15 protein-coding genes are annotated in these 20,967 nt (G+C 58.9%); 9 read left to right on the plus strand and 6 right to left on the minus strand.

Annotation, left to right across the window (positions count from 1 at the left end):
• Positions 1-67 precede the first annotated feature (67 nt).
• Positions 68-1,012 (plus strand): formylglycine-generating enzyme family protein, encoded by a 945-nt coding sequence (locus J3U87_RS24910; RefSeq protein WP_237378496.1) that lies wholly within the window; start codon positions 68-70, stop codon positions 1,010-1,012.
• A gap of 274 nt (positions 1,013-1,286) precedes the next feature.
• On the opposite strand, the gene J3U87_RS24915 is transcribed toward J3U87_RS24910, so the two are convergent.
• From J3U87_RS24915 to J3U87_RS24930, 4 genes are all read right to left on the minus strand, one after another.
• A complete protein-coding gene (locus J3U87_RS24915) occupies positions 1,287-1,748 on the minus strand; it encodes a GNAT family N-acetyltransferase (RefSeq protein WP_237378497.1) in 462 nt (153 codons plus the stop codon).
• A gap of 374 nt (positions 1,749-2,122) precedes the next feature.
• Entirely contained in the window at positions 2,123-2,749 is a 627-nt protein-coding gene (locus tag J3U87_RS24920) for a carbonic anhydrase (RefSeq protein ID WP_237378498.1), read from the minus strand.
• Between the two features lie 263 nt (positions 2,750-3,012).
• A complete protein-coding gene (locus tag J3U87_RS24925) occupies positions 3,013-4,311 on the minus strand; it encodes a hydroxymethylglutaryl-CoA synthase family protein (RefSeq protein ID WP_237378499.1) in 1,299 nt (432 codons plus the stop codon).
• 24 nt (positions 4,312-4,335) lie between these two features.
• Positions 4,336-4,584, minus strand: coding sequence for an acyl carrier protein (locus J3U87_RS24930; RefSeq protein WP_237378500.1), 249 nt, complete (start codon positions 4,582-4,584; stop codon positions 4,336-4,338).
• Positions 4,585-5,141: 557 nt separating this feature from the next.
• Between J3U87_RS24930 and J3U87_RS24935 the strand changes: the two genes are divergently transcribed.
• From J3U87_RS24935 to J3U87_RS24950, 4 genes are all read left to right on the plus strand, one after another.
• Positions 5,142-7,976, plus strand: coding sequence for a serine/threonine-protein kinase (locus J3U87_RS24935; RefSeq protein WP_237378501.1), 2,835 nt, complete (start codon positions 5,142-5,144; stop codon positions 7,974-7,976).
• Between the two features lie 298 nt (positions 7,977-8,274).
• Entirely contained in the window at positions 8,275-9,012 is a 738-nt protein-coding gene (locus tag J3U87_RS24940) for a hypothetical protein (RefSeq protein ID WP_237378502.1), read from the plus strand.
• 238 nt (positions 9,013-9,250) lie between these two features.
• Positions 9,251-9,973 carry a hypothetical protein gene (locus J3U87_RS24945; protein WP_237378503.1) on the plus strand — a complete coding sequence of 241 codons (723 nt, stop codon included), beginning with the start codon at positions 9,251-9,253 and terminating at the stop codon, positions 9,971-9,973.
• A 219-nt stretch (positions 9,974-10,192) separates the two neighbouring features.
• Positions 10,193-10,789: a sigma-70 family RNA polymerase sigma factor gene (locus tag J3U87_RS24950; RefSeq protein WP_237378504.1), complete on the plus strand. Its 597-nt coding sequence runs from the start codon at positions 10,193-10,195 to the stop codon at positions 10,787-10,789.
• A gap of 765 nt (positions 10,790-11,554) precedes the next feature.
• Here J3U87_RS24950 and J3U87_RS24955 read toward each other — a convergent pair.
• A complete protein-coding gene (locus J3U87_RS24955) occupies positions 11,555-12,130 on the minus strand; it encodes an ECF-type sigma factor (RefSeq protein WP_237378505.1) in 576 nt (191 codons plus the stop codon).
• A gap of 661 nt (positions 12,131-12,791) precedes the next feature.
• Here J3U87_RS24955 and J3U87_RS24960 point away from each other — a divergent pair.
• From J3U87_RS24960 to J3U87_RS24975, 4 genes are all read left to right on the plus strand, one after another.
• Positions 12,792-13,319 (plus strand): RNA polymerase sigma factor, encoded by a 528-nt coding sequence (locus tag J3U87_RS24960; RefSeq protein ID WP_237378506.1) that lies wholly within the window; start codon positions 12,792-12,794, stop codon positions 13,317-13,319.
• Positions 13,316-14,140 carry an anti-sigma factor gene (locus J3U87_RS24965; protein ID WP_237378507.1) on the plus strand — a complete coding sequence of 275 codons (825 nt, stop codon included), beginning with the start codon at positions 13,316-13,318 and terminating at the stop codon, positions 14,138-14,140. The genes J3U87_RS24960 and J3U87_RS24965 overlap by 4 nt, the downstream gene beginning before the upstream one ends.
• Before the next feature lie 24 nt (positions 14,141-14,164).
• Positions 14,165-17,269 carry a CHAT domain-containing protein gene (locus tag J3U87_RS24970; protein ID WP_237378508.1) on the plus strand — a complete coding sequence of 1,035 codons (3,105 nt, stop codon included), beginning with the start codon at positions 14,165-14,167 and terminating at the stop codon, positions 17,267-17,269.
• Between the two features lie 78 nt (positions 17,270-17,347).
• On the plus strand, positions 17,348-17,518 hold the full coding sequence (locus J3U87_RS24975) for a hypothetical protein (RefSeq protein ID WP_237378509.1): 171 nt from the start codon (positions 17,348-17,350) through the stop codon (positions 17,516-17,518).
• Positions 17,519-17,867: 349 nt separating this feature from the next.
• Here J3U87_RS24975 and J3U87_RS24980 read toward each other — a convergent pair whose 3' ends face one another.
• On the minus strand, positions 17,868-20,378 hold the full coding sequence (locus tag J3U87_RS24980) for a M4 family metallopeptidase (protein WP_237378510.1): 2,511 nt from the start codon (positions 20,376-20,378) through the stop codon (positions 17,868-17,870).
• Positions 20,379-20,967 lie beyond the last annotated feature (589 nt).

Below are 20,967 nucleotides of genomic sequence, written 5' to 3' on the forward strand. Positions count from 1 at the left end.
CGGCATCAACAAGGGATGGCGAGTATGTTAGGTTAGGAAAGGGCACGATGTCAGCGAGGGTGAAAACATGATTGACTTCCATCCTATCTTCGACCCAAGCGATTTCTGGAGATTTTTAAGTCCTGGCGTCTTGACCATGGGTTGTGACAACAGTGCTTTCGAAGAGGAAAAACCGGCCCATACCGTGCGCATTACCGAAGGTTTTTGGATGGGGCGATACCCGGTTACAAACGCTGAGTTTCAACGATTTATTGACTCAGGCGGCTATGAGGAACAAGCATATTGGTCGGAAGAGGGTTGGCGATGGCTTCATTTGAAGCAAGATGATTTTCAGGAATGGCTCGGGCAAATCGTCGAAAAGCACGAGGATGCGTTCGGACACTTTTTCAAGACCTATGATTCCAAGTGGTTGCGGTCAGACGTCAGACCGAAGTTTCGCCGCAACAGCGACTATAACGGCGGCCTCCAGCCGGTCGTCGGGGTCAACTGGCTGGAGGCGAATGCGTTCTGCAAGTGGTTGTCCAGCAACCTGGATCACGGTTACAAGGCCGTCCTGCCAACGGAAGCACAATGGGAATGGGCCGCAAAAGGCGAGCAAAACCGAGCATTTCCCTGGGGCAACGAACCACTGGACATTGTCGAAATTGGCTGTGACGCGTATTCAAAGCCCTCCGAATTGGTGAACTGCAATCTCGAGGTAGGCAGGACGACACCGGTCGATCACTACCCTAAAGGGCAAACCCCTGAAGGAATCCAAGATCTGTTGGGAAACGTTTGGGAATGGTGCCTCGACTCAGGGTCCGAGGACGTTGATCAAGAGCGGCTCGAGGGTGTAGAAAACCCGCTCGAAGAAGCTGACACGGTCGGTCGACCCCTTCGCGGTGGGTCATGGGAGCTTGACGTAGATTACATAAGTATCACATCTCGAGACTACCTGCCGCGTTGGTTTAGTTACAGTAACATCGGATTTCGCTGTTGCGTCACACTCGAAAAACCAGACGAAAACGCTTAGAGATACTACCGCAATGATGTCTGGGCGACAGGCGGGCGCACCGCGTTTGCGTTTCGCGGGTTGTGTGCGGCACTCAAGTTTCGGAGATCAAGGCATTCGATTCGGGGTCGGTTCGACCCGGGTTGGGTCTTGCCGTCGTCAAAACGAATCACGAAGCCAGGAAGGGAGGAAGCCGGAAAGTGCCGCTTAAGGCGAACCCAATGTGTTTCCATTCCAGGTTTCCGTCATTCCTGGATTCCTGCTTGATTGCCCGGATGAAGCGTCACGCCAACTGTCACTCGTGGTCCATGTTTCGATCTTCCCGGGGCTGGTATACATCGGGTCGGTGGATTTCCATGTATATCTCGGGCTTCGCCAACGAAGCGAATCCGAACTGGTGGTACAAACCATGGGCGGTCGAGGTACACAGGACCACCCGACGCAAATCCTTGAACTCCGGATCGTTCATCACGGTTTCCATGAGCCACTTACTCAAGCCGCGGCCGCGATAGGCCTCCAGGATGTACACATCGCACAAATAGGCGAAGGTGGCGCGGTCCGTCACCATCCGGGCGAAGCCGATGGTTTGGTTCCCATCGAGGAGGCCGAAACAGACCGAGTTTTGCGCGGCTTTTTCCACGCGGTCCAGGGAGATACCCGGTGACCAGGCACTTCGTGTCAAATACGCGTGCACCGCCTGCAGATCGATGTCCCGCAGGTCGGTGGTGATGCGAATTCCGGATCGACTCCATTGCATCCTCAGTGAACTCCTCGGCCGAGTGTGCGGGTGCTGCGGGCGGGTGCTGCGGGGACAGGCACGTGCAACGTGTTACGTTTTAATATGTTGTAAGAGCTTCCCGCTAACCGTCAATCAAAGGGGCAGGGAATGGGGACCCAGGGAAAGGGGACATCTTGGGTTGGGTCCAGTTGGCGGCCTTCCAAGATGCGCGCTTTTTGGCTTCGCGGCTCATTGAACCGCAATCAAGCGTCAACTCGCGTCGACATGACCTCGGAACAGGCCTCTTGAATTCGTGCCCCGACACGGTGCCGTGTTCGCGCTCGGGCGACAGGCACGTGGTGGCCCCCGTAGGGCGGGCACCACGGTTTGGCGTTCCAAATGACGCAGGGTCGTTACTGGTCGTCGCAGCCGTCGAAGAAGTCCACCTCGCCGGTTTCCAACGAATATTCGGCACCGATGACCATCAGGCCGTCGTTCTCAATCAAATCTTCCAGGATTTCCGATCCTTGACGCAGATGATCTGCCGCCAAGCGGACGTTGGCTCGCACCGATTGACGAACCAGGGCTTCCTGGTCGTTTTTCAGGTCGGTTTCCAGCAGGCTCTCCACCGCGGGTCGCACGCTGTCCACGATCGACAGCAAGTTGGGCGACTTCGTCTCGGATTTTCCCTGAAGTTCCTGGATCGTGGCGCCCACCGCGCCACACTGGGTATGCCCCATGACGACCACGAGCCGTGTACCAAATTTCGCCGCGGCGAATTCCACGCTGCCAATGAGTGGCGGCGAGATCACGTTACCGGCGACCCGAATCACGAACAGATCGCCCAAATCCTGATCGAACACCGTTTCAACGGGGACGCGCGAATCGGAACAGCCGACGATGACGGCGTAGGGCGCCTGTCCTGCAACCAGTTGGTCTCGGCGAGACTGGTTCTGCAGTGGATCGACACTGCGAACCCCCGAAACGAACCGTTGGTTGCCTTCTTTCAATTGCACAAGTGCTTCACGAGCTGACTTCATAGCATCTAATTCCTTATTATTCGATTCCATCACTGGGGTGTCGTGTGGTGCGGATGCAGCGATGCGTGGACACCACCCATGCCGGCAAACGCACACCGTGAAACCCCACTGGGATTGCTTGGACCCAGAGACGAGGGTCACCTTGGTTCCAACCTCTAGTGGCCCGAATCATAACTTTGGCCTTCCCTCGAATCCAAGCGAAAACGGAACGGATCGGGCAGATCGCGGACGGGAAATCCGGTACCGCGAATTCGCCCTGGCCGTCAGGGATTCCGCGAGCCTTGGGCGGGAAGGGTTTCGTTCAGGAACCCATATTCGCGGTGATAGGCCGTGATACGGGTCAAGACGAGGCTCCCCTTGGCCGTGGCCACTTCGACCGCGCGCGGCACGATCGCCTGTACGTCCAGGACCGCATCGCGCGTACCGAATCGGACCTGACCGCTGTTGGCCAGAATCTGGTCGTATTCGGCCATCGACAACCGATAGCGCTGGTCCAGTCCCGTACCGATCGCCATGCGGCCCAGCGCCTCACGGCTGCCGGGGTTGACCACACCGCTGAAGAACTCGGAACAACAGCCGGACCCGTAGGAAAACACGCCGACGCGGACGGGAACCCGGTAGTCGGCCGCATCGATGGTACCGGCCAAGGCCAGGTACACCGTACCGCCCATGATGTTGCCCACGCGGCGGCAATAGGTCAGACCGGGCGCCACCCGTCGCTCGAAGTCCGCGTCGATTTCGTCCCGTTTGGCACGGGCGACTCGCCGCATCATGGTGCGATGCGCGCCCTTGACCATGCCGCCGAACGGCGTGTGAAAGGCCAGGTAGTCGAACGTGTCGCGGAAATTCGTTTGCGGGACCCGCTTGGCGTACTCGCCGAAGGCCTGCTCGCAGCAGTCCAGGTACGACAACAGGGACAGGTCGGCGTCGCCCATTTCGCTGTCGGGCGTCGGCCGGCAGGTGTCCATCACCTCGTAGCCGTAATAACCGTGGGCGCCGCGATCGGGGGTGAAGATGACCGGGTTCTCGCCGATCAGCATGGCCACGGCGCCCGAGCCCGAACTGGGTTCCGCATAGGCCCACTCCGCCTCCTGGGCCTCGGCCACGTCCACCGCCATGAAACGCGAAATGTCGGTGGCGATCACCAGCGCCTTCGCGCCGGGCGAGGACTGCGCGGCCACGAAATTGATGGCCGTCTGGAAGCCGGCCGTTCCCGCGTAGCACGCGTTCTTCACTTCGAACAAACGGCAATTGCGGTTGAGGCCCAAATAATGGTGGACGTAGGTGCTCAGCGACTTGCCGAAATCGATGCCCGACTCGGTACAGGTCACCAGCATTTCGATGCGGTCGCGCTCCGCGGGGGACAGGGCGTCGACGATCGGTTTGGCCGCGTTCACCGCGAAGGTGACCGGGTCCTCGTAGGGCAGGACCACCGATTTCTGCGCCATCAACAGGTTTTCAAAGCGTTTGGGATCCAGCTCGCGATGGGTCGCCAATTCGGCCACGTCGCAATAAGCCGTTCCGCCGAAGACGTTCAGCGCCTCCACTCCGGCGAGGGTCATGGGATTCTCCTTGTCGGCATCGAATCAGAGGGCGAGGGCCTTGGCGTGGAGCAAATCGGCCAATTCGCCGAGGTTCTTGGGCCCGAAGACCTGCACCGCCGGAATGTTCAGGTTCATGTTCTCGAGCGTCATGATCACGATCTCGGAGCGTTCCACCGAGTCGACGCCCAGCTCGACGAGGGAATCGGTCAGTTGAAAGTCGTGTCCGGCCAGGTCGGGTACGACCTCGGCGACGTTTTTGACGACCATATCGAAAATGGTATGGCGATCCAAGCAGCACCTCCACGGCAAACACAGCCGCACGTTTCGTGAAAATCGACCCCGCCGATGGGTTTCGGAAAGGGTTTTTTGAGGAAGCCCCGGAAGGGGAACCGGGCGATTGACGCCGTCCAAAAGGCGCCGCCCGAAAGGAATGGGGAAGATGGCGAAATCCTATCACGCTTTTGGGAATTTGTATGTGGAGAGAAAGTAGTGGGTGGTCCCGTGACTCCGAGAGGCCCCAACCCGCCAGCCTTTGTTACTTCGGCGGAAGAAGGACGCGTGATGAAAACACCCAAGGGATTCTTCCCGCAAACCGTCGGAGACCTTTTGGGAAAAGCGGGGAATGTACTGGAACCAGACTGCTTCGATATGTTATTTATCCCGGGTTCTGGGCCGTCTTCCGGTGGGATGCCGCTTTGTCGCGTTCCTTTTTGATGGGTTTCTGGAAATTTTACTTGCCAAAAGAGTTTTGGCGAGTAAGCTTGGGTAGACGATGATTTGACGTTAATATTTGTCTTGTCATTGTCACCTTGTCGAAAAAAGGCGTCTTCTCGCGATAAGGGGATGTGGTGGAATTCGATCGTTGGGAAAAGGCGGAAGCCGCATTCCTCGAGGCCCTCGAGATGGATCCGACCGACCGGTCGCGTTACCTCGACCGTCTTTCGGCCGAGGATTCCGAACTTCACCGTGAAGTCGTCGAGATGTTGAAGGTCGATGCCGCCGCTTCCAGCGAGAATTTTTTGGGCAACGCCCTGATCGACTGGAACGATCGCGGCTTGGAGCTCGCGGCGGGCGACCACATCGGGCCCTACGAAATTCGCGAGACCCTGGGCGAAGGCGGGATGGGCATCGTCTACCTCGCCGAGCAAAAAGAACCGATCCAGCGCCAGGTCGCGCTCAAGTTGATCAAAGTCGGCATGGACACCCGCCAAGTACTGACGCGTTTTCAATTGGAACAAAATACCCTGGCGCGGTTGAACCACCCCTACATCGCCCATGTCTACGACGCCGGCGCCACCGACCAGGGCCGGCCCTTCTTCGTGATGGAATACATCCGCGGCACGCCGCTGACCACCTGGTGCGACGAGCAGGGTTACGACCTCGGCCGTCGCCTCGAGCTTTTCATGCGCCTGTGCGAAGCGGTTCACTACGCCCACCGGCGCGGCTGCCTGCACCGCGATTTGAAACCGGCCAACGTGCTGGTCTGCGAAAAAGACGGCGTCGCCATTCCCAAGATCATCGATTTCGGCATCGCCAAGGCCACCGGCGGTGAAGTGAATCCCGGCGTGACCGTGGTCCGTTCGGCCGATCCCCAATCGTTGGGTCTCACCCAGGTCGGTGGGGCGCTTGGATCCTTGGGGTACATGAGCCCGGAACAGGCGCGGGTCGGCGATACCGACGTGGACGTCCGCACCGATGTCTACTCGCTGGGCGTGATGCTGTTCGAATTGTTGACCGGCGTGTTGCCACACGATGTGGCGCGCCTCAGCGAATCCGGCTGGGAACGGCTGCTGGAGGTGATCCGTGAGGAAGATGCCCCCAAACCCAGTTCCCTGCCGGGCCTGGCCTACGCGGAGGCGACGGCGATCGCCGCCAAGCGTGGCCTCAACGCACTTCAACTCACAAGGTCGCTACGGCGCGATCTGGACTGGGTGGTTCTCAAGGCCCTGGCCAAAAACCGCGATCGCCGTTACGATTCCGCCTCCGACCTGGCGCGCGACATCCAACGCCACCTCGCCGACGAACCGGTCGCCGCCGGTCCGCCCGACGTGTCCTACCGCATCGGCAAATTCATTCGTCGCAACCGCTACGTGGTCACGGCCGCGGTCCTGCTGATGGCGGGGCTGATCATGGGCGTCGTCGGCCTGAGTTTCGGCCTACTGCGCGCCAAGACCGCCGAGAAACTGGCGCGCGACGAGGCCGACCGGGCCTCGCGAACCCTGGCCATGATGGACGAATTCCTGTCTTCGGCCAACCCCGAGGAAAAGGGCAAGGACCTGCGTGTCGTGGACCTGCTCCACGGGTTCTCCGAGCGGCTGGACAGCGAAGGTGAAGCGCGACCCGACGTCGCCGGCCAGGTGCACCGCACCATCGGCAAGACCTACCTGGGCCTGGGTGTCTACGATCTCGCCGAACACCATTTCGAAGCGTCCCATCTATTAATGGAAAGGGCCTACGGACTCGATCACCTGGAAACCGCGGAGAGCGCCTATCAATGGGCCAAAGTCCTGCGCCTCAAGGGCGAGCTGGCTCGATGCCGGGAATTGGCGAACCGGGTCGTCGTGTCCCGTGAGCGTCAATTGGGACCGTCTCATGTCCTGACTCGAGCGGCACAGGCACTGCTGGGCCGTGTGCTGCGCATGGAGGGTCGCAACGACGAGGCCCTGCCGATTTTCGAGCGCCTGTACCGAAACGCTCGCCAAGAAGCCGGTCCCGAGGCCAGGGAAACCCTGAATGCCATGAGCGGCCTGGCCGCTGTGTATCTGCGCAAATCGCGCTTTGCGGAAGCCGAGGAAATCTACACCGAGATCCTTGAAATCCGGCGAATGCTTCTTGGAGAACGGCATCCCCGCACGCTGGTCGCCATGGTCAATGTGGTGGTCGCCAGTCACGAACAGGGGAAATGGACCGAATCGGAAGCGCTCTGTGAATCGGCGATGGAGGCCATGCGAGAGGTCCTCGGCGAAGACCATCCCCACACCTTGCTGATCACCTCCCTACGGGCCAACGTACACTCGCGGCTCGGCCGTTACGAGCAAGCCGAAGCGATCCTGCAGGCCATCGTGGAAAAGCTCGTCCTCAAGTTCGGGCCGCGTCACGAAAGATCGCTGCAGGCGCGCAACAACCTGGCCAATCTCTATCTTTTCTGGGGGCGCTATGAACGCGCCGCCGAACTCCATCAAGAAGTGTATCGCGAGGCGCTTGCGGCTTTCGGCCCCGAACATGCCACCACGCTGGAGGGTAAGGGCAACTACATTTTCGACTTGTACAAATTGAACCGCCTGGAAGAGGCCGAATCCATGGCTCGGGAAAGCCTGGTCGTGTTGCGAAGGGTTCTTGGCGACGGTAATGTACGCACGTTGATGATGCACAAGATTCTCGGCGGCATCCTGGTTGCGGCCGGCCGTCCCGCTGAGGCCGAACACCATTTGCGCGATGCCGAACCGTTGACGACGTTGTTGTCGGCCGAGAGTGAAGATGTGATCGAGCTGAAGCGTCTGCTGGTCGTCGCCCTGGATCGTCAGGGCCGCAATGCCGAGAGTCGTCTCCTTGCCGGAGATATCCTGCCCGCCGCTCGTCAAATCTGGGGTGAGGGTGATCCTAAAACTTTGGAACTGGCCAGGTTGGCGGAACTAGCCCGCGATGTGGGAAACAGCGCCAACAGTCCGGATCATTGGCCGTGATTTTTTTGGGAGACGTTTTGGTGGTTTTTCACGAACTTACTGCGAACCTAGATAGAGGGTCGTTTGAGTATGAAAAAGGCGGCTTTTTGAGTGAAAATTGCCGGATTTTAAACTCGTTTACGCATTGCATTGTGTACCAGATCCATGGGGTGGCCTCGTCGAGATGAGGGCGGCTTCCCATACCACGCGAATCGATGATGACCGGACTTGCGTCGCACCGTTCAAAGCGCGTGCGCGCCACCTGGAAGAACCGAATCTTGCCCACGGGCAATTGTTGAAAAAAGTTGGAGAAACACGGATGACCTTTTCTTTTTTGAATGCTACCAAAACCAGAATCCTCTTTGCGCTGCTGCTGGCGTCGCTGATGCCCGGTCTGGCTGGTGGTTTGGTCGGCGCTGGGCCCGACCCCACCTTCGAAATCGAAATCTTCGACGATCGCGGTGCGGGCGCCACGAACAGCCCCATCGATCCCGATCTCGAAGGTGGATTGCTTTTCGACCAGGATCGAATCGAAGAAGGCTTCACGCTGATCTTTACCGAGATTGCGACGGGCGAATACATCCGAATCACTGTCGATGGGAATTACATCCAAATCGACACCAAAGACTCTCTCGGTAATGGTACTTTGCCCTTCCTGGGCCTGCAGGCCTCCGGTGATGGAAGCCAGGTCGAAGCAGCCGGTTTCGAGTACTTCTCTTCCAATGACATTCTGCTGGACGAGGATGCGGTCGCCCTGACCGAGCCCCTCAGCGTCGTTGCCGATACCTTCGAAGACATTCCCGTCTACGCGGCTTCCATTCGTTCCGAGGCATTTTTCCAGGCGCTGAGCGATGCCGCGATTCAGGAAACCTACACCACCACCGGAATCGCCTTTACCAACTGCCACCGAACCGTGATCGACGGCATGCCTTTCCTGGTCGACTTCCTGTTCGAGGATGGCAGCGATCTGGATGTGGTGAACGCGTTGAACGACCTGTACCTGGCCATGGAAGATTACCAGAACGCCTGTGACACCCCGCCGCCTTTCGGCCGCTAATTCGACAACCGACGCCCAACCGGAATCGGCGGCCACTGGCAACCAGGGCCTCTGGATCGGTTGGGTAACCAATGGGACCTGGTCTCAGCCGTCGGGCATCGACTCATTGCATGGGGACAGAAACCTCGCTGAGACCAGCGCCCCGAGAACCGATACCGCGCCCAATCAGCCGGAAAAACACCGATTTTTCCGGTTCCGGATGGGCGCCCACCAGTTACTCGAGTTTGGAGAAACAAACATGACCTTTTCTTTTCTGCGCACCGTGAAAACCCGATTGCTTTTTGCGGGCCTGCTGATCTCTGTGCTTCCCGGCTTTGCCGGTGATTGGGCTTTTGCTCCTGCCGATCCGACCTTCACCATCACCGCCCAGGACACGGGCGGCGTTGGCGCGACGACCGGCCCCATCGACGATGATTACGGGGACGTGCCTCTGGATCCCGATCGCATCTCCAGAGCCAAACGTCTGCAATTCACGGAGGTCGCGACCGGTGTGACCCTGACCGTCGAGGTATTCGGGAATTACATCGGTGTCAGCGGAAGAAGCCCGCTCACCATGTTTCAATGGACCACCGTTGGTTTGCAGACCTACGGAAACAGGGTTCAGGTTTCCGATGCCGGGTTTCACTACAAGATCGAACGCGTGACGCAAGATGGCGGTGTCGTCAGCATGAGTCAGCCCATCGATGTGGTGGCCGATACGTTCGAGGACGTCCCGCACTATACCCGGAGCATCTACTCGATCGCCTGGTTCGACAATTTGCGAACGGCCATCGAAGAGGAAACCTACGAGTTCGTGGGCAGTGGATACAATCCCTGCTACCAGGAGATCATCGACAACATGATCCCGGTGATCGATTTCCTTTTCGAGACGGGAACCGATCTCGATGTCGTCAATGCCTTGAACGATCTCTACCTGGCCATGGAGCGCAACCAAGACACCTGTTCGAGCAACGCCTGGTAAGTACCGGACCGCGGAAATACGACCTGAACGACCCCAGTAGCGGAGTTCGCTGACCGACGGGATCGCCGCCCAGTGCGTGCGATCCCGTTTCCTTTTGATAGGGCTTGGCAGAAGCCCGAGGCTGTTCCAAAATGGGACGAGCACCTGGGGAGGTACCGGCGCCCGAAATCCGCGTCGTGCTCCATGCTGGCTCGATCACCGAAAAGGAGCGGCCGTTTCATGAGCGAACCCACGCCTCCCGACGCGTCCCCCGATGTCACGATCCTGCTCCAGGCCTGGCAGGACGGCGACAAAGACGCGCTGGACCAATTGGTGCCCGTCATCTACAAGGAACTCCACCGCATCTCCACCTCCTTCCTGCGACGCGAGCGGGTCGGCCACACCCTGCAGGCGACCGCGCTGGTCAACGAGGCCTATCTGAAGCTGGTGGGCCAAAACAAATCCACCTGGCAGAGCCGCGCCCACTTCCTCAGCGTGGCGGCCCAGATCATGCGCCGCATCCTCATCAATCACTGGAAGGAGCGGAACGCCCTGAAGCGCGGCGGCGACGTCATCAACATCACCCTCGACGAGGCCTTGGCCGGATTCGAGCAGGGCAAGTTCGATCCGCTCACGCTCAACGAGGCCCTGGAGAAATTGGCCGAACGCGACCCGCGCAAGTCGCGACTGGTGGAGTTGAAGTTTTTCGGCGGCTTGAAAGAGGAAGAACTCGCCGAGGTGCTCGAGGTATCGGTCGGGACGGTCCGGCGCGATTGGAAACTGGCACGCGTGTGGTTGTACCGCTTTTTGGGCACGGAGGACGATGTCTCCAGTTAGGTCTGGGAAGGGGGTTTCTCCGTAGGTGCAGAGATGTTTATGTGTAAGTTTATTATTACCACTGAGTTCGCAGAGATCTCGGAGGTCGACTGGCCTGGAACGGAATGGCGGTGTTCGAATTCGTGTGGATCTGTGTGATCCGTGGACAAGTCCTCAGAGTTCGCCTGTGACGCGTCACCACCCAGGAACCGAATCCGTGGGCCTTTTGGGCGACTACCTAGTTCTCAGATCTAACACACTGTCCACGAAAAACACGAAAAAACACGAAAAACCTCGAGCAGGCTCGGAAGGGATTGGTTTCTCCCCGCGGTGGATTGCGATCGACCCATTTTGTTTGTCCACGAATCACACCGATTGACACGAATCGACAGGACCCATGGATGGCACACAACGGGGGCTCCGAGAGGAACTCGAGCCTAAAATCAAAAATATCAATCGCTTATGCAGGGTTTTTCTGTCCTTTTGAAACATCTGGATTTGTATTCAGCTTAGGAGAAAGCAACACCGTTGGCCTCGAACGGAATGGCGGTGTTCGAATTCGTGTGGATCTGTGTGATCCGTGGACAAGTCCTCAAATGTCGCCCGAGACGCGTCGCCACGCAGGAATCGAATCCGTGGGCCTTTTGGGCGACTACCTAGTTCTCAGATCTAACACACAGAGAAACAACAGAATGGGTTCCCAAAACCCATCGAAGAAGCGATCGCATCACTGAGCAGGGAATGCCGGGAATTTCTTGTTCGTGTTTTTTCGTGTTTTTAGTGGGCTCAGTTCGGGGACCCCTCGTCGAGCAGTCGATGGAAACGGTCGCGGCCCGCCCGCCACAGGCGATTGACGCGAATCACCGGCATGTCCAGCGCCGAAGCCGTCTCCGCGATGGTGAATTGAGGAATCCCGCGCAATTGGAGCACCTTGTCCATGTCCGGGTTTTCCCGCCGGATTTCAGCCATGACCCCTGTCACGATCAATGGGGTGTTGGGGCAGCGGTCGTCGATGACATGCGACTCCTCCAGGTCCGTGGGGATCAACCCGCCCCAATTCTTGGTGGCTTTGCGGCGACGGATCAAGTCGGTCAGGTGCCATTCCATGACTTGGCGAACGACGTGCACGAAATGCGTCGGGCTCTCCATGGGGAAGGGCGGCTTGGCGCGCATCAGCAGGTAGCTTTGATTCACCAGTTCGTCCGTCTCCATGTCGAGGTCGCGGTAGTCATCGGCCAGAATGCCCGCTGCGACGCGGGTCAGTTGGGCGTGCTTGACCTCGAACAATACATCCAATCCATGGGGCTCGCCTTGCATCCACCGGCGCAATGCCGAAGCCACCGATTCGTCGGTCGGACTCATGAACGCCTCCGAGTTGCTTTCGATAGGTCTCGAAAGTCATGAGCCGGATCGCGGTTCGGGGTTCATTCTCGATCCCGTTTTTTATGCCTTTTCTGAAAAAACCAAAATATCTCGTTCGCGCGATTCATCGGTTGGCTCGAGACCCGCTGGCAAGGGAAAAGGAAGACCCGGGTGTGGTTCACCCCAAGGGCGACCCGATCGGAGCGGTGCGCATGTTTTTGAGTCATTGCGGCCCTCGTTTGCGCAACAGGAATAGGGGCACCGAAGATCTCGATCGCGTTCGCGCAAGGGATCCGGGAGATTCGGGATGTCCAAAATGCCACAAGATAATGATTCTCAAGCGGTTGACAAATACTGACATTGACCTCTCGCCATCGAATGGTATCGAGAAGTCAAGATCACCATGCGTACCTATAAAAAATTTCGGAATCTTCGGACGGCCAAACATTCGAAGGTTCACTAACATTCGTGTGCTCAATGATCGATAAAACTTCTTTTAAACCAGATCTTTCGTGGAAAAATAGACCGATTTACCTTAAGCTAGGAAATTAATACGAGAATGAATGAAAAGGTATGATAATCTTTGATATTCATTCAGTAACGATTTAAGGGATATATCGTGTCTTTCTCGAAGGATGACTTTGGTAGGGAAATAGAGAAATTGGAAACGCTCATTTGCTCTTATGGTCGCAGCCGTGGGTTGGACGAATCCGATATCGGTGATTTTTGCCAACAGGTCATGACGATCGCCTTGGAAAAGCTCGGTCACTTGCGAGATTCCCAGAAGTTCTCGAGTTGGGTGATGGCGATCGCCCGCAATTTGGTCTCGAGGCACTATCGCGACAAGATCAAGCAACCCCTTTCCTTGGAGGTGCTCGAAGAGGATAATGGGGGCGATCCTCCCGCGAGGGATGAGGATCCGGAATCGGTTCTGTTGGACGCGGAGCGACAACGCCAGATCGACGACGATGTGGGTTGGCTGCTGGACGAAGCGCGACGCTTGCCGCCGCGCCAACAGAGTTGCTTCACCTTGAGGTTCTTTCAGGATCGCGATCTCCAGAGCATCGCCAAGACCCTGATGATTTCCGTGGGAACCGTGAAGTCCACGCTTGCCACCGTTCGCGAAAAACTGCGCAAGAAACGGGACGAACGCGACGCCCATTCGAGTGTGAAAGGCGGTGTCAGTTGAAAAAGCGATCCTTGGACGACATGCTTGCCCATGCCACCCCCGAACACCTGGACCCGAAAGGCGATCACCTCTCACTGGACGAGCTGGCCTGCTACCTCGATGGGATCCTGCCCAAGGCCCGGCGCGAGGAGATCGTGCTGCACCTGGGCCATTGCCCGCGCTGCACCGACAGGCTGTTGGAGCTCGAAGCCTGTTCCGCCGAAGTGGACGCGCTGATGGAGGACGAACCTGCCGAAGAACCTCCCGCCGGTGAAGTTTTCCGGTTGGCGAAGTCGGCGCCGACTGGTTCTGGCGCACAGCCGGGCCCGAAAGCCTCGGTCAGGGAGCCGGTTGGCCAATCCAGTCCGAGCCACCGCCTGCTCCAAGCATGGGCACTGGTGGCGACGCTTGCCGCCTTCGCCGTCGGGATCGCATCTTGGCACCGATCGGTTACCGAAGATCCGCAAATTCGGTTGGATTACTCTCTCGAAGTTGATTTGGAATCACTGGATGGGGGCGGCATTCAAATGGGTGAGCCTGAGCCTGAGCAACATGATATTGAACTGGTGGATCCCAGGACGGGTTTGCTGACGCTAAATCTGAACAGCGATGCCGTCGAATCAAGCGGTACTTATGAGGCTAGGCTTTATGCGTCGCCGGATTCTGACGGAACCCGGCTTCTCGTGGGAGGAGTTCTGTACCACGAGGACGGTTATTTCCCCTTCAATGTGCCCACGCAAATATTACCAACAGATGGTGCCTACCTCGTCGAGCTATGGCGCACCGATCAACTGCCAGAGGAACTCTCCGCCCGATTTATCTTCTGGGTTCGACGGCCCTGAGCGGATTCGAATTTGAGGTGAGTCATGAGCGATCGCCAGCCGATTCGCCGGGTGTCCTGTGCCTGTACCAACCACGTTCGATGGCTGGGCCTAGCCTGGCTGTTTGCCCTTGCGCACCTGTGGGCGGAAACCCCCGAGCCGGTGGAGATCCCGGTCCGGCTGCAGGAAGACCGATACGCCGAATCCGGTACGCTGAAGCAGGGCGAACGGCGATCGTTGCGCGTTGCCGGCAACAAAGGCGACCTGTTCGAAGTGCGCATCACCCAGGAAGGTGTGGACCTGAAATTCACGCTTCTGGGCAGTGGGGGCGAGACGATTCTGTCCAGTGACAAGTCGCTGGTCGGTGAACACGGCGACGAGTGGTACTGCTTCCAGGCGGAGGGGGGCGGAAACCTGTCTCTGGTTCTCGAATGCAAAGCCAGGGTGGGTGGGTCGCCTCGATATCACCTGGAGCTATTGCGAAAGTTGGCACCGGAGCCGTCGGATCGCGCACGCGCCGAAATTTGCCGCACGCTGTTTGGGACCGGCACCGCCTCACCCGACAAGCAAGCGCTCAAAGGGGCGCGGGCTCGTGCGACCAAAATCAAAGATGATTATTTGCAAGGCGTCGCGGAGTGGATGATGAGCGATCTGGCCCGAAGGAATCAGCCGGAAAACGCCCTTCGCCATGCCGATAGGGCAGTCGCCGCCTTCGAGCGAGCGGGTTTCTTCGACCATGCCGTGGCCCTTGCGTCGAACGTGGGTCGCTGGCAACAATCTCGATGCCTTCCCAGCAACGCCGGACGATTTCACAAGTTGGCTCTTGAGCTCGCGGCCAAGGCCCATCCCTACCGAGCGGCCGTGGTTCAGAACAATTACGGCGTTTTTCTCCAGAGGGGGGGCGATCTGTCCGCCGCCATCGAGGCCTACCGAAAAGCGCTGGCGGCCTATGAGGCGCTTCCCATGCCGGAAGCGTCACAGCGCACCCTGCTGAACCTGGCGGGAACCCTGATGGCGGCCAAAAGGCCGGAAGACGCCCGCGACGCCCTCCATCATGCAGGGGAACACATGGAGGAGCCCCCGGTAACCCAACGTGCCCGCGACCTGAAGGCCGAGTGGTTCATGCTGTCCGGATGGGCCGACCTGCAAGATGGCAACCTCGAGGAAGCGGTTAAAAAAATACGGGAAGCTAGATCGATTGAGCCCCTGACGCCCTGGGTCCGTGCGCTCTGCGACGATCGTTTGGGCACCGCGCTCCGCATGTTCGGCCAATACGACGAGGCGCTGGAGGCCCATACACGCGCGCTGGACTATTACCGCTCGCAAGGTTTTCTCAAGGCGGTGGCCGCCATTCAGTTGAATCTGGCCTGGGTCCATATGTCTCGCGGTGATCACGGAAAAAGCGATACCCTGATCAAATCGGCTTTGGCCGTTCTCGAGCAGGGTTGTGACGCCAGCGATCAGGTGGACGGTTTCAAGCTGATGGCCCAGGTGCAAATGGCCAAGGCGGACCATGCCGCCGCCGAACCCTGGTTCGACCGCATGCTCGGGGCGATCGAGTCGGATCGGGTCTCTCTGTACAACCCCCGATTGGCGCGCACCCTGTCCGATGCCCGTCAGGAGTATTTCGAAACCTATGTCGATTACCTGATCGATCAGGCCGAACGCGACCCCAAACGGGCGGAAGCCTTGCGTATCAAGGCGATTCAGGTGTTGGACCGCAATCGCGCTCGCGCCCTGAACCAAAGCTACCGCCACCGCATGGGTTTGGGGCCGTGGCGCGATCAGGAATCCTCTGAAATGCGTACCTTGCAGAGAAAGGTCGAAGCCCTGGCAGAAGTGCCGTTGGAAGATTTACCCTTCGAGGAGAAGTCTGCGGTGGAACGCGAACGACGCGAGCTTCTGCTGCAAATCAACGAGTTGCGCGACGAGAAGGCCCAATCACAAAACCCCCTCGGCGAGCCGACGGTGACGCTCGAAGCCGTGCGGGCAAATCTGCTCGATCGCGAAACCGCTGTCTTGATCTACCAATTGGGCGATCGCCGGAGTCACGCCTGGGTCATCACCCACGACAACCTGTTTCATGTGGTGTTGCCGCCGCGTCAAAAAATCGAGCGTGCCGCCCAGCAGTGGTCCAAATTCCTGAACCAAAGGAATCTGGCCAGCCAACGCATCCGCAAAGCGCTCCGAGCCAAGACCTTGACGGAGCGGATCCTCCAACCTGTCTGGCCCTATCTGGCGAAAAAGCGTCGCGTGCTGTTGATGGCCGACGGCAGTCTTCACCTGGTGCCGTTCGCCGCTTTGCCGATTCCAGGTGACGGCCAGCATTCAGATGTCGATGAATCGGCGGTTACCCTGGAACGGCTGGCTTGGGTACGCATCCCCTCGCTGTCCTTCTCCTTGGTTCAGCACGAGGTGATGGCCCAGGGCGCTGGGACGGCAGCCGAGACCATCGCTATTTTCTGCGACCCCGTCAATTCTCCCCGCGATGAACGCTTGAAGCTCATGATTCCCCGCGAATCGAGACACGAATCGCGTTCCTCCCAAAATCTCGCGCGCCTCGTGCATTCCGCCGAGTTGTGTCGCCAAATGCGCGATTGGTTCCCCATGAAAGGGGTCGCCCTGTACCAGGGTTTCGATGCCAACCGGGAACAGTTCTTCAAGGCGAACCTGGCGCGATACCGGATGATCCATTTCTCCGCCCATGCCGTGCTTCACGATCGCGAACCCGAGCTGTCACATATCGAATTGTCGGGCTACGACGTCCAGGGACGGCCCCGTGACTCGGCGCTCCGGTTGGGCACCCTTTTCGATATGTACCTCCCTGGGAACGAGTTGACGGTGATTTCCAGTTGCAAGATGGCCAGCGGTGAGGTGTTTCGGGGTGAAGGCGTCTTTTCCTTGTGTTCCAGCCTGCTGGCCACGGGAAGCCGGCGCGTCATCGCGGGGCTTTGGAGTGTGGACAACGAGAGCAGCGAACGCCTGATGGCGCATTTCTACCAAAATCTCAGTACCGGGAAACTGTCCGCGGTCGAGGCCCTGCGCCTGGCTCAACTCGAAGTGCGCAAGGTACCCAAATGGCGGGATCCACACTATTGGTCAGGCTTTGTATTTACCGGAAGTACGAAATCTTTTTCCATAAATCGATGAACCTTGGTTGTGTGAATGGCACTTAAAGAAAGGGAATCGTCATTCCCGAAAAAAATCACCATAATCAGGAGAGATCTTATGTCGAAAGAAGAGAACAAGACTGCTCGCAAATTGGAAGAACAGAAAAACGATCCCAAGACCAAGGGCCAAGATGGCGTGGAGTCCGGTGGCCACGGCGGTCATGGCGGCAACGATCCCAAAACGGGACAGCTCGACAGCACTGCCGGCAAGAACTTCTTGGATGGGTAGCATCGGAGTAACACAGCCTAAAAACTTAGTATGATGAATCTATCGGGTGACGCCGGCCGGAATGGCTGGCGTCTTTCTATTTACGTATTCTCGTATGATTAATAATGTTCGAGTGGTAGTGGTATTGCCCGAAGGTAGTCAGGCGGATGCCACTACATTTCAGCGGATAGCACGGAAATCATCGAGCGGACGGGAATCCTTCCGACGATCGGTATTGCAGAATGAGGCCGGTTCGGTGAGGCGAACCGGCCCATCGACATTGCCTGGGTTGACGGTGGGCGGTATCGACCCGGTCAGGTCGGGACCTTGGAGGCCTGCCCTTGTCGATCCCGCCCGTTGTGCCGGTCGCCTACAGTCCCGACCACAGCGAAGGCGCGTTGGGCGGTTCCCAGCCGGGATACGCGTAGTGGGTGATCAGACATTGATAGTCGGTGTTTTGGTAGCTGACGATGTCGCCGGCATTGTACACGACGTAGGGTTCCCATTCTGGGGCGGTGCTGCCGCCGTCGATCGTGACCGACCGGCTCACCGAGTCCCTCAAGCCGTCGTCGTCGGTGACCGTCAGCTCCACCCGAAAGGTGCCGTCCTCGCGGTAGCTGTGCTGGGGATTGGCTGCGGAAGAAGTGTTGCCGTCGCCGAAATCCCAGGACCACGAGACGATGCGACCGTCGTCGCTGCTGTGGTCGCTGAATTGAACCGTGCGACCGTCGACTCGGGTCTCGAACGCCGCCTCGGGTGCGCTACCGGAAGAGCCGGAATCCCACGAGGCCGATAGCCGTAGGTCGTCGAAGGCCGACCAGGCGTGCAGGCCGATGTAGTACCAGCCGGAGCGGGGCGAGGGGATGGTCACCTCTTCGTTACTGTCCGGGCTGGTGGAGCGGCCGTCGCTGTCGTCGGCGCTGGGTCGACTGCCGTACTTGACGTAGATATCGGCATCGCCGTTGGTGCCGGAGGTGCTGACGATCAGGTTGTCGTCGGCAAGCGGGGAGAGATTGGGTTGCACGTCGACCTTGTACCAACGCCAAGTGTCGGTTTCGGAAGAGACCGTGACCGACTCGCCGTTGCGCAGTTCGATATTGTCACCGGGATCGTTGGACACCGTGACGGTTTTGCGGAGCGTATCGGTTTGGCCTTCGTCGTCCGTCACGGTGAGTTCGACCGTGTAGGAGCCGGCTGCGGCATAGGTGTGGGAGGGATTTTGGGCGCTGGATGAGCCTCGGTCGCCGAAGTCCCAGGCCCAGGAGACCACCCGACCGTCATCGGTGCTGGCGTCGCGGAAGGACACACTCAGCCCGTCGAGGGTGTAGTCGAAGGCGGCCGTCGGCGCGGAGCCGGACCCGCCGCAATCGGAGGGAGCGGTGACCGTGATGCACACCGCCCGAAACGCCGCGACCACGGCGTCGCAGTTGTAGCCCAGTTCCTTGGCGGCGTCGAGCGCTCCTTCGGCACCGCGTTGGAAGTTCGAGCTGGGGGTCCAGTAGGCCTGGTTCGCCTTGACGAAGATATCGAACGCCTTGCGCGCATCCCAGCCGGAGGTGTTGGCCAGGGTGTAGTAGGCCTTGTTGAACACCCCGCTGCTGTGATGGACGTCCATGCCGTCGTAGTAGTCGTCGGCGCAACCGATGGACACGCCGTCCCGCGTGGGGTCGTCCATGTAGCGCATGGCGCGGCCCTGCTGCTTGAAGATCCGCGAACCGATGTCCCAGTCGGTCCGACTGCCGTCGAAATGCTCGCAGGCCTTGCCGGCCATGTCGGAAAAGGCTTCGTTGATCCCGCCGGATTGACCGCTGTAGGTCAGGTTCGAGTGCTGTTGCGTGAAACCGTGGCTGACTTCGTGGCCGACCACGTCCAGGCTGACCAGGGGGTGAACCGTGTTGCCGCCATCGCCGAAGGTCATGGCCTGGCCGTCCCAGAAGGCGTTTTCGTAGTTTCGGCCGTAGTGCACCCGCAACTCCAGTGTCTGGGTCAGTGGCGGGGTACCGTACCATTCGTCGTACAACTGGAACACGATGCCGCCGCCGTAGTGGGCGTCGTTGAGCGGGGAATAAGCGCCGTTGATTTCTTTATAAGTGTTTTCGTTGCAGTTGAATGTGTGGATCGAGCCGCCGCTGGTGGCGTGGTTGAGGTCTTTGGTGACGTGGGTCGCGGTGCTCATGCGGCACTGGCCGCCCGACTGCGTCACCTCGAAGGCGTCGAAATCGGTGCCGTAGTAAATTCGGCCATAGCGTTGGTTGCCGCCCGGGCCAACGCCCTCCGCGGTCATCAGCCCTTCGAAAGAGAGTAGGACTTCCTTGGTTTTGGCGTCGAAGAGGTAGGTCGGCATCGTGGGGTCACCGGTTTGGTTGTCGGAAAAGAAGCTGACCGCATAGGCCAGATGGGGCTTGCCGTTTTCGCCGATATAGATCACGAGCTCGCTGCGTTCGTTGCGGTAAGAGCGGGCCGTCAGGCTTTGTGTGTGGTGGAGTTTCTTGGCGTGTGTCAGAGCCGCTTTGGCGTCGAATTCCGAAAGCGATGCGACGCGGCGCAGTTCGGTGGAGAGGCCCGTAACCATGCGGCCGTTGAGGGCGTAGATGCTGCCGTCCCGATTGGTGGCGACCAGGACCTGCTCGCCCCAGATGGGAACACCTTGAAAGGTTTGACGGTAACGGGTGTGGGTAATGCCGTTCGCGGTTCGATGACCGCGCAGATATTTCAATTGATTGCCTTGGGAGAGGCCCAGGCTTTGGGCGAGTTCACCCGCGGCGAGTTGGGTGCGGTTCACCCGAATTTCGGCGTTGCGCAAATTGACCAGTTCCGCAGCGAAGAGGCTGGTGCAAAGCAAAAACGTAAAAACTGCCATCGAGGTAGCGTGTTTCAACAAAACGATATCTCCTTCTGGTGTAGGTGCGCTTCGGTTCGCGAATGGGGTCGAGGGTCGAGCGCGGTTCGGCAAGGGCGGTGATTTCTTCGGATGGGTGGTCGTCTCGATCGCGGGTGTCAAAAACGGGGAACCGCAAGGTGATCGCTCCAGGGCCGGACGCTCATGGGCGTCCCGATCGCTCCGGTTCCGTTGCGTCGACGATGTTCCGCAGGTCGGACCGCCACCGTGGATCACCCCTTTGAAGGGTTGAATTCCCGGCGTATGGAAAGAGCCTGGAATGGGCATGGGGAATCGATGGGACGGTCTCGCGCGGTGCCGATGGAAACGGACACGCACGGATCCCGACCCGAAAAAACGGGGAATGAGCTTCGCCGGCGTGCGCAGAAAAGCGAACGCGGGGCGCCGCGTAAAACGATTCGAGTGTGGGGGTTGGAGGGAAAACGCACCCAAATGGCCGCGCGTCGGATCCAGCCAGCGCAGACCACGGACCGACATCACCCGTCCGGTGCATGAAATGATTACCGAGGCCTTGGGTCAGGTGCCGTCACGGACGGGGCCGAAACCAGGGTCGGTTGCACAGAGAGGGCGA

Source organism: Sulfidibacter corallicola, from assembly GCF_017498545.1.
Classification (GTDB): Bacteria; Acidobacteriota; Holophagae; order Acanthopleuribacterales; family Acanthopleuribacteraceae; genus Sulfidibacter; species Sulfidibacter corallicola.

Excerpts from the sequence above, each read along its gene's own strand:
- J3U87_RS24910 (WP_237378496.1), top strand. The coding sequence starts at position 68 with ATGATTGACTTCCATCCTATCTTCGACCCAAGCGATTTCTGGAGATTT.
- J3U87_RS24915 (WP_237378497.1), bottom strand. The coding sequence starts at position 1,748 with ATGCAATGGAGTCGATCCGGAATTCGCATCACCACCGACCTGCGGGAC.
- J3U87_RS24920 (WP_237378498.1), bottom strand. The coding sequence starts at position 2,749 with ATGAAGTCAGCTCGTGAAGCACTTGTGCAATTGAAAGAAGGCAACCAA.
- J3U87_RS24925 (WP_237378499.1), bottom strand. The coding sequence starts at position 4,311 with ATGACCCTCGCCGGAGTGGAGGCGCTGAACGTCTTCGGCGGAACGGCT.
- J3U87_RS24940 (WP_237378502.1), top strand. The coding sequence starts at position 8,275 with ATGACCTTTTCTTTTTTGAATGCTACCAAAACCAGAATCCTCTTTGCG.
- J3U87_RS24945 (WP_237378503.1), top strand. The coding sequence starts at position 9,251 with ATGACCTTTTCTTTTCTGCGCACCGTGAAAACCCGATTGCTTTTTGCG.
- J3U87_RS24950 (WP_237378504.1), top strand. The coding sequence starts at position 10,193 with ATGAGCGAACCCACGCCTCCCGACGCGTCCCCCGATGTCACGATCCTG.
- J3U87_RS24955 (WP_237378505.1), bottom strand. The coding sequence starts at position 12,130 with ATGAGTCCGACCGACGAATCGGTGGCTTCGGCATTGCGCCGGTGGATG.
- J3U87_RS24970 (WP_237378508.1), top strand. The coding sequence starts at position 14,165 with ATGAGCGATCGCCAGCCGATTCGCCGGGTGTCCTGTGCCTGTACCAAC.
- J3U87_RS24975 (WP_237378509.1), top strand. The coding sequence starts at position 17,348 with ATGTCGAAAGAAGAGAACAAGACTGCTCGCAAATTGGAAGAACAGAAA.